The following is an 8,414-nucleotide window of genomic DNA, read 5'->3' on the forward strand; positions in this document are numbered from 1 at the left end:
GCCATGCAGAACGCAGACGCCGTCGTCGCACTGACGAACGTGCGCAAGGAGTACAGCGACTCGACCGCGCTCGCCGGGGTGTCGCTCACCGTCCACGCCGGCGAGGCCGTCGCGGTGATGGGACCGTCCGGCAGCGGCAAGTCCACGCTGCTCAACATGATCGCGGGCCTGGACCGCCCGACGTCCGGCGAGGTCGTCGTGCACGGCACCGACCTGGGAGCGCTGAGCGAGACGGGCCTCGCGTTGTTCCGCCGCCGTGGCGTGGGCATGATCTTCCAGTTTTTCAACCTGCTGGACGACCTGTCGTCGCTCGACAACGTCGCGCTGGCCGCGCAGCTGACCGGCACGAAACCGGGCCAGGCCCGCACCCGCGCGCTGGAGCTGTTCGGCGAGCTCGGCATCGCGAACCGCAGGAACGTCTACCCGGCGCAGCTCAGCGGCGGGGAACGGCAGCGCGTCGCGGTGGCGCGGGCGTTGATGAACCGGCCCGCGCTGCTGCTCGCCGACGAACCCACCGGGGCGCTCGACAGCAGGTCCGGCGAACAGGTCGTGGACCTGCTGCTCGACCTCAACCAGATCGGCCAGACGCTGCTGCTCGTCACCCACGACGAACGCCTCGCGACCCGCTGCGCCACCCGGTTGATCGAGGTCGTGGACGGCCGGATCGCCCGCGAGAACAGCCTGGAGCGCGCGTGACCGCGGTGTGGTCCGCGGCCTGGGCGGCGGTGCGGCGGCGCAAGCTGCAGACGATCGTGATCGGGGTCGTGGTGTGCGCGGCCAGTGCCACGCTCGTGATGGCGCTCGGCCTGCTGGAGGCGGCGGCCGCGCCGTTCGACCGGGCGTTCGCGGACCGGCAGGGTGCCCACGTGGCCGCCGAGTTCGACCCCGGGAAGGTCACCGGGGACCTGCGGCGCGGGGTGTCCGCCGGGCCGTTCGACCAGGCCACTGTGGACACTTCGGCCACGGACGTCTTCCTGGGCACGCTCACCGTCGTGGGCCGCGCCGACCCCGGCGGTCCCGTCGACCGCCTGCCGGTGTGGAAGGGCAGGTGGGCCGAGAACCCCGGCGAGATCGTGCTGAACCGCGCGCCCGGCTCGGAGGGCCGTGTCGACGTCGGTTTCCAGCTGAAGCCCCCGGACGGCCCGGCGCTGACGGTCGTCGGCTTCGCCCACTCCGTGACGGGCTCCGCCGACGCCTGGGTCACGCCCGGCCAGGTCACGGCGTTGCACCCGACCGCGGTGCAGGTGCTCTACCGGCTGGACCGGGCCGAGGCCGCCGACGTCGCCGCGTTCGTCGCGTCCCTGCCGCAGGACGGCCTGCTCGGCACGCTCTCGCACCTCACCGTCAAGGACAAGGCGACCTCCGAGCTCGGCGTGTTCATCCCGTTCCTGCTGATCTTCGGCGTCCTCGGCCTGGTCGTCGCGGTGCTGATCGTCGCCAACGTCGTGAGCGGCGCGGTCGTCGCGGGACTGCGGCACATCGGGATGCTCAAGGCCATCGGGTTCACCCCGGACCAGGTCATGGCCGTGTACCTGGTGATGATCTCGATCCCGGCCGTCGCGGGCTGCCTGCTCGGCACGCTCGTCGGCAACGTCTTCGCCAAGCCGATCGTGCAGGACGCCGTCGAGGGGTTCGGCGTCGACGAGCTGAGCTTCCCGCTGTGGGTGAACCTCGTTGCCGCACTGGGCATGCCGCTCCTGGTGGTGCTGGCGGCCCTGGTCCCGGCGCTGCGGGCACGGGAGCTCCCGGCCGCGCGGGCGATCAGCGCGGGCACCACCACGCACACCGGCCGGGCGCTCAGGATCCAGCGCTTTCTCAGCGGCACCAGGCTTCCGCGCCCGATCAGCCTCGGCCTCGGCCTGCCGTTCGCCCGCGTCGGCCGCAGCGCGCTGACGCTCGCCGCGGTCGTGCTCGGCGTCCTGGTCGTGACGCTCGCGACCGGCCTGACGGCGTCGGTGACGGCCTACAACGACGCGGTGCGCCCCGGCTACACCTATCCCGGCCGGTTCGAGCTGATGGCCGGACCGCCGCCGGGTGCGCCGGACGTGGCGATGCCGGGGCAGCAGCGCCCGGCCGCGCGGCTGAGCGACGCCGGGGACGAGGCGATGCTGCGCGCGACGCCGGGGGTCGAGGCCGTGCTGGCCACGACCAGGATCGACGCCGAGGTCGCCGGCGGCACCCAGGAGACGACGATCCACTTCCAGCGCGGCGACACCCTGCTGCGGCCTCGGGTGCTCAGCGGGCACTGGCCGGACGGACCTGGCCAGGTCGCGGTGCCGTCGAGGTTCCTCAACCAGCGCGGGTTCGCGCTGAACGACACGATCACCGTGCAGGCGCGGGGAAACCGGACGCAGCTGCGGATCGCCGGGGTCGTGCTGACCAACAACGCCGACCAGATCTTCGCCGACTGGTCCACTGTGGACGTTCTCGCGCCGGGTGCGCGTGCCAGCTCGTACCTCGTGCAGACCTCGGCGTCCCGGGAGACGTTCACCGCCGCGGTGAGCGCCGGTGACCCCGGTCTGCGCGTGCTGCCGCCCCGCGACGGCACGTCGTCGACCGCCGTGATCATCATCAGCGCGTCCGTCGTGCTGACGCTGGTGCTCGGGGCGGTGGCGGCGCTGGGGGTGTTCAACACCGTGGTGCTCAACGCCCGCGAGCGCCGCCGCGACCTGGGCATGCTCAAGTCGATCGGGATGACCCCGCGCCAGGTCACCGTGCTGCTCGTGACGTCGATGGGCGGGCTGGGCGTGCTCGGCGGACTGGTCGGCGTGCCGGCCGGGATCGCCGCGCACCAGTTCGTCGTGCCGCTGATGGCGCGGGCGGGCCAGTCCGACGCCATCGACATCCTCATGAACGTCTACCACGCGCCCTCGCTGGCGCTGCTGGCCTGCACGGGCGTGCTGATCGCCGTGCTGGGCGCCGTCGTGCCGGCCAGGGGAGCGGCACGTCAGTCGATCGCCACCGTTCTGCACAACGAATGAGGGGGAAGTGCTCATGCGCCGATTACTGGCGTTGATGCTGGTGTTGACCGGGTTGCTGAGTTCGAGTCCTGCTGTCGCGGACAGCGGCACGGTGATCCGGAGGACCTCGTACGGCATCCCGCACGTGCTCGCGGGCGACTACCGCGGCGCGGGGGAGGGGCTGGGGTACGCGTTCGCCGAGGACAACGTCTGCGTGATGGCGGAGATCGTCGTGACGCTGGCGGCGCAGCGGTCCCGGTGGTTCGGGCAGGAGAACGCGGCGAGCGACCTCTACTACCAGCGGCTCAACCGGTCCGGGGTGGTCGAACGGGCGCTCGCGCACGGCCCGTCGAAGCAGGCCCGTGATCTGGTGCGCGGGTACGTCAGCGGCTACAACCGTTACCTGGCAAGGAAACGCGTGCCAGCGACGTGTGCGTCGTACGCTCGGCCGATCACCGAGATCGACGTGTGGCGGCGCGTGCACCAGGTCGCCGGGCTGACCGGGAGCGAGGGTTTCCAGGAGCAGCTCGTGTCCGCCCAGCCGCCGGGCTCGGCGATCACCGCTCCGGCGCGGGTGGCGCAGGAAGGCCCTGGCAGCAACGGCATCGCGCTCGGCAGCGAGTCGACCACCGGCGGCGGGATGGTGCTCGGCAACCCGCACTTCGACTGGGCCGACACGTTCCGCTTCTACCAGCACCACGTCACGATCCCGGGCGAGCTGAACGTCAGCGGCGCCGGCCTGTACGGCGTGCCGATCGTCAACATCGGCCACAACGAGAGCCTCGGCTGGACCCACACGGCGTCCGAGGTGCACACGATCACCCTCGCGAAGCTCACCCTCGTCCCTGGCGACCCGACCAGCTACCTCGTCGACGGCAGGCCGCACCGCATGATCGCCGAGCAGGTCACCGCCGGCGGGGTCACGCGCACGCTCTACCGCACCCCGGACGGCCCGGTGGTCGAGGACGACCGGGCGTTGCAGTGGACCGAGTCGAGCGCGTTCGTGCTGCGCGACGCCAACCTCGGCAACCTCCAGGTCGTCGACCAGTGGCTCGCCATCGCCCGTGCCCGGAGCGTTCCCGAGCTGCGGGCGGCACTCGCCCGGCACCAGGCGTTGCCGTGGGTGAACACGCTCGCCTCCGACTCCACCGGGACCGCCTACTACGGTGACGTCCAGGTCGTTCCGCACGTCACCGACTCGCTGCGGGCCCGGTGCGCCACCTCCGTTCCGATCGGCCTGGTGGTGCTGGACGGCAGCCGGTCCGACTGCGGCTGGGGCACCGATCCCGACGCCGTGACGCCGGGGCGGTTCGGGCCGTCGCGGCTGCCCTCGCTGGTCCGCCGCGACCACGTCAGCAACATGAACGACAGCCCGTGGCTCGCGAACCCCGCCGCCCCGCTCACCGGCTACCCGTCGATCGTCGGCGACGTCGGCACCGAACGGTCCGCGCGCACCCGCCTGGGCCTGGACATGATCGGCACGAACCGCTTCTCGTTGCCCGCGCTGGAATCCGCGATGTTCGGCAACCGCAACCTCACCGCCGAACAGGGGCGGGCGGCGGTCGTCGCGATGTGCCAGGCCAACCCGAGCCTGCCCGCGGTCGACGGTCAGCTCGTGGACGTCCGCGCGGCGTGCGCGGCGCTCGCGGCCTGGTCGGGTACGGGTGATACCGGCGAAACCAGTCGCGGCGCGTACTTCTGGCGCTCATTCCTGGTCCTCGCGGGCAGGCCCGGCAACCAGTTGTGGCAGGTGCCGTTCGACCCGGCCGACCCCGTGCACACCCCGCGCGGCGTCAACGCGGCCGATCCGGGCGTCCAGCGGGCGTTCGCCGAGACGGTCAAGGTGTTCGCGGCCGCCGGGGTCGCGGTGGACGTGCCGCTCGACGCGCTCCAGCAGTACGAGGGCGTGCCGATCCACGGCTGCCGCGGGCCCGAGGGCTGCTTCAACGTCATCTCGGTGCCGGGACCGCCGCGGCCGGGGATGCCCACGGGGATCCCGCACGGCACCAGCTTCGTCATGGCCGTGGAGCTGACCGGTGCCGGGCCGCGGATGAGCTCGCTGCTGGTCTACGGGCAGTCCGCCGACCCGGCCTCGCCGCACCACACCGACCAGGCGCGGTTGTACGCGAAGAAGCAATGGGTGAAGGGCGAGTTCACCGAACGCGAGATCGCCCGCAACCCGGATTTGAAGGTCCGATGGCTCCGCTGACCGCAGGACCTCAGCCGTCACCTTCCGCACCGAACACTCCGTGCCGGCCGGCGCCGCCCGCGAACCTGGCGGCGCCGGCCGCTCCTTCCAGCGCCACGATCGGCACGCCCGCCACCCCCTCCGCCCTGAGAGCCTCCGCCAGCGGCAGGTCCAGTCCGCCGTAGGTCGACGCCCGGTCCGCCAGCACGCACTCGAACGGGAACCCGGCGATCTGCTCGGCCAGTTCCAGCGCGGCCTCCAGGGCGTGACCCGGCTCCACCACCCGATTGGCCAGCCCGATGGCCAGGGCCTCCTCGGCGTGCACCGGCCGTCCGGTCAGGATCAGGTCCAGCGCCCGGCCCAGCCCGACGATCCGCGGCAGCCGCACCGTCCCGCCGTCGATCAACGGCACGCCCCACCGGCGGCAGAACACCCCGAACACCGCGTCGCTCTCCACCACCCGCAGGTCGGCCAGCAGCGCGAGCTCCAGCCCGCCCGCCACCGCGTACCCGCTGACCGCCGCGATCACCGGCTTGCTCAGGGCGAGCCGCGTCGGTCCCATCGGTCCGGCCCCACCACCGGCGGGATCGAGCTCGTTGCGCCGCTCCGGATCGCCCACGGACGTGAGGTCGGCGCCGGCGCAGAACGTCCCGCCCTCCCCGACGAGCACCGCGACCCGTTGCTCCGAGGCCTCGAACTCCAGGAACGCGTCCTTCAGCGCCGCGGCCATCGGTCCGTCGACCGCGTTGCGGCGGTCCGGGCGGTTCATCCGGATCACCGTCACCACGCCGACGGTCTCGACCAGCACGTCCAATGTGACCTCCGTGATCAGCAGTGGCGTTCGGCGCGCCGCTGTCGTCTACTGACACGATGCCAATCGTCTCTCCCGGTTTCACCGGGCGGCGCCAGTCACCGGACGTGCAGTTGCCGCCCGGTCAGTACCTGGCAGAGGACTTCCCGGTCCTCACGGCGGGCCCCACGCCGCGCGTGACGACCGACCGGTGGCAGTTCACGATCAACACCGAGGCAGGTCAACGCTACGACTGGTCGTGGCAGCAGCTGATCGAGCTGCCCGCGGAGAAGATCACCACGGACATCCACTGCGTCACCAAGTGGTCGAAGCTCGGCACCCGCTGGAAGGGCGTGTCGCTCGACGTCCTGCTGGAGGACGTGGAGACGGCCGCGGACTTCGCGCTCGTGCAGTCCTACGGCGGCTACACCACGAACCTGCCGCTGGAAGACCTGATCGACGGCCAGGCGTGGGTCGCCTACCGCTACGACGGCGAGGAGCTCACGCCCGAGCACGGCGGCCCGGCGCGGCTGCTGGTGCCGCACCTGTACTTCTGGAAGTCGGCGAAGTGGGTCCGCGGGATCCAGTTGCTGCTGGAGGACGAACCCGGCTTCTGGGAGAGCGCGGGCTACCACGACTACGGAGACCCATGGCGCGAGCAGCGGTATCAGGGCGACTGACCTGGCGGGTGGCGGCACTCGCCGAGGCCACCGATCTCACCGCGAGTGCGCGCGGCCTCGTGTTCGACGTGCCCGGCTGGCCGGGCCACCTGCCGGGCCAGCACGTCGACGTGCGGTTGACCGCTCCCGACGGCTACTCGGTGCAGCGCAGCTACTCGATCTCCTCCGCACCAGACGGGGAGCGGTTCGAGCTGAGCGTGCAACGGGTCGACGGCGGCGAGGTGTCGCCGTACCTGTGCGACGTGCTGCCCGTCGGCGCCGAGGTGGAGTTGCGGGGGCCGGTCGGTGGCTGGTTCGTCTGGCGCGCTTCGGAGCTGGCGCCGGTGACGCTGGTGGCGGGAGGGTCGGGCATCGCGCCGTTGATGGCGATGATCCGCACCCGCGCCGCTGAGGGCAGCCGGGTGCCGTTCCGGTTGATCTACTCGGTGCGCACGCCCGCTGATGTCTACTACGCCGACGAACTGCGCCGCCGTGCCCGTGAGGACGCCGGCCTGGACGTCCACCTCGTCTACACCCGCGCGGTTCCGGAGGGGTGGCCTTCCGGGCCTGGGCGGCTCGGGCTCGCTGAGCTGAACACCCACGCGTGGCCCGCCGACTTCGAACCCCAGGTGTTCGTGTGCGGGCCGACCGGGTTCGTCGAGACCGTGTCCGACATCTTCGTGGCGCTCGGCCACGATCCGCGCCGCGTCCGCACCGAGCGCTTCGGCTGACAGGAGAGCACCGATGAGCGACACCCACGTGGACGGCAACGCACTGGCGGGCGACCTGCGGGAGATCTTCGCCGTGGACGTGACCGTCGCGGTTGGACAGTGTTCTGGTTGTGGTTACAAGGGATCCGTGGCGAGCCTGCACGTCTACCACAACGCGCCGGGTGTGGTGGCGCGCTGCCCGCACTGCTCGGAGGTGGTGCTGCGGCTGGTGCGCGGGCGTGATCGTGCGTGGCTGGATCTGCGTGGCACCGTGAGTTTGGAGATCCCGCTGCCTTCTTGAGGCGGCTCTGTGTTTGGGGAGAACTGTGAAGCTGGGCTGTGAGGCTGTCCTGTTCGACATGGACGGTGTGTTGACCGACTCGACTGTGGCGGCTGAGCGTGCCTGGACGCAGTGGGCTGATGAGTACGGTGTCGATCCGGCTCGGGTGATGGACGGGCTGCACGGGCGTCGGGCCGCGGACACGGTTCGGATGCACGTGGCCGCTGAGTTGTGGGATTCGGCTTTGCAGCGGATCAATGCGATCGAGTTGGCTGATTCTGACGGTACTTCGGCGATTCCCGGGGCTGTCGAGCTGGTGGAGTCGCTGGGGTCTGGCTGGGCGTTGGTCACGTCGGCGCCGGCTTCGTTGTTGGAGGCCCGGTTGGCGGCTGTAGGGATTCCGCTGCCCGCTGTGGTGATCAACGGGGATTCCGTCGAGGCCGGGAAGCCCAGTCCTGAGGGGTATCTGACGGCGGCTTCGAAGCTCGGGGTGCCTATTTCGCGGTGTGTGGTGTTCGAGGACAGCGGGAACGGGGTGGCGGCGGGGATCGCTGCTGCGCCTGCCGGTGTGGTGGGGGTCGGGGTGGGGGCGTTGGAGACGCCTGCCTCGGTGGTGGTCCCGGACTTGCGGTCGGTTCGGTGGGTCGGGGACGGGGTTGTGATTTCTGGGGCTTTGCGGGTGCCGGTTTCGTAGGGCCGGTTCCTGTTCCAGCGGGGTGGGTTGCGTTCTGGTGGTTGGGCTGCGGTTGCGAGAGTTGGTTGCGTGGGTCTCGACGAAAGACCTGGGGTGTGCGATTGGGGCTTGACTTCGGGGCCCTTGCGAGGCG

General features: G+C 71.3%; 8 protein-coding genes. 7 read left to right on the forward strand and 1 reads right to left on the reverse strand.

The genetic code is table 11. The features are described 5' to 3' along the window. Positions 1 to 3 precede the first annotated feature (3 nt). From ACFWNN_RS40590 to ACFWNN_RS40600, 3 genes are read left to right on the forward strand one after another with little or no spacing between them, the layout of a single operon-like run. On the forward strand, positions 4 to 696 hold the full coding sequence (locus ACFWNN_RS40590) for an ABC transporter ATP-binding protein (protein ID WP_382445295.1): 693 nt from the start codon (positions 4 to 6) through the stop codon (positions 694 to 696). Continuing rightward, positions 693 to 2,981, forward strand: coding sequence for an ABC transporter permease (locus ACFWNN_RS40595; RefSeq protein WP_382445296.1), 2,289 nt, complete (start codon positions 693 to 695; stop codon positions 2,979 to 2,981). Before ACFWNN_RS40590 ends, ACFWNN_RS40595 begins: the two co-directional genes overlap by 4 nt. A gap of 13 nt (positions 2,982 to 2,994) precedes the next feature. Beyond that, positions 2,995 to 5,169, forward strand: a complete 2,175-nt coding sequence (locus ACFWNN_RS40600; RefSeq protein ID WP_382445297.1) for a penicillin acylase family protein — start codon at positions 2,995 to 2,997, stop codon at positions 5,167 to 5,169. A gap of 10 nt (positions 5,170 to 5,179) precedes the next feature. On the opposite strand, the gene ACFWNN_RS40605 is transcribed toward ACFWNN_RS40600, so the two are convergent. After that, positions 5,180 to 5,962 carry a crotonase/enoyl-CoA hydratase family protein gene (locus tag ACFWNN_RS40605; RefSeq protein WP_382445298.1) on the reverse strand — a complete coding sequence of 261 codons (783 nt, stop codon included), beginning with the start codon at positions 5,960 to 5,962 and terminating at the stop codon, positions 5,180 to 5,182. Between the two features lie 56 nt (positions 5,963 to 6,018). Here ACFWNN_RS40605 and ACFWNN_RS40610 point away from each other — a divergent pair, with 56 nt between their 5' ends. Genes ACFWNN_RS40610 through ACFWNN_RS40625 form a run of 4 tightly spaced genes read left to right on the forward strand, consistent with a single transcriptional unit; the run spans position 6,019 to position 8,281 of the window. Further along, positions 6,019 to 6,618, forward strand: coding sequence for a sulfite oxidase-like oxidoreductase (locus ACFWNN_RS40610; protein ID WP_382445299.1), 600 nt, complete (start codon positions 6,019 to 6,021; stop codon positions 6,616 to 6,618). Continuing rightward, positions 6,588 to 7,328 (forward strand): ferredoxin reductase, encoded by a 741-nt coding sequence (locus ACFWNN_RS40615; RefSeq protein WP_382445300.1) that lies wholly within the window; start codon positions 6,588 to 6,590, stop codon positions 7,326 to 7,328. The genes ACFWNN_RS40610 and ACFWNN_RS40615 overlap by 31 nt, the downstream gene beginning before the upstream one ends. Positions 7,329 to 7,341: 13 nt before the next feature. After that, positions 7,342 to 7,608, forward strand: coding sequence for a DUF6510 family protein (locus ACFWNN_RS40620; protein WP_382445301.1), 267 nt, complete (start codon positions 7,342 to 7,344; stop codon positions 7,606 to 7,608). Positions 7,609 to 7,633: 25 nt separating this feature from the next. Further along, entirely contained in the window at positions 7,634 to 8,281 is a 648-nt protein-coding gene (locus ACFWNN_RS40625) for an HAD-IA family hydrolase (RefSeq protein WP_382445302.1), read from the forward strand. The last annotated feature ends 133 nt before the right edge of the window (positions 8,282 to 8,414 follow it).

Origin of the sequence: Lentzea sp. NPDC058450 (genome assembly GCF_042721395.1) — a bacterium.
Lineage (GTDB): Bacteria > Actinomycetota > Actinomycetes > Mycobacteriales > Pseudonocardiaceae > Lentzea.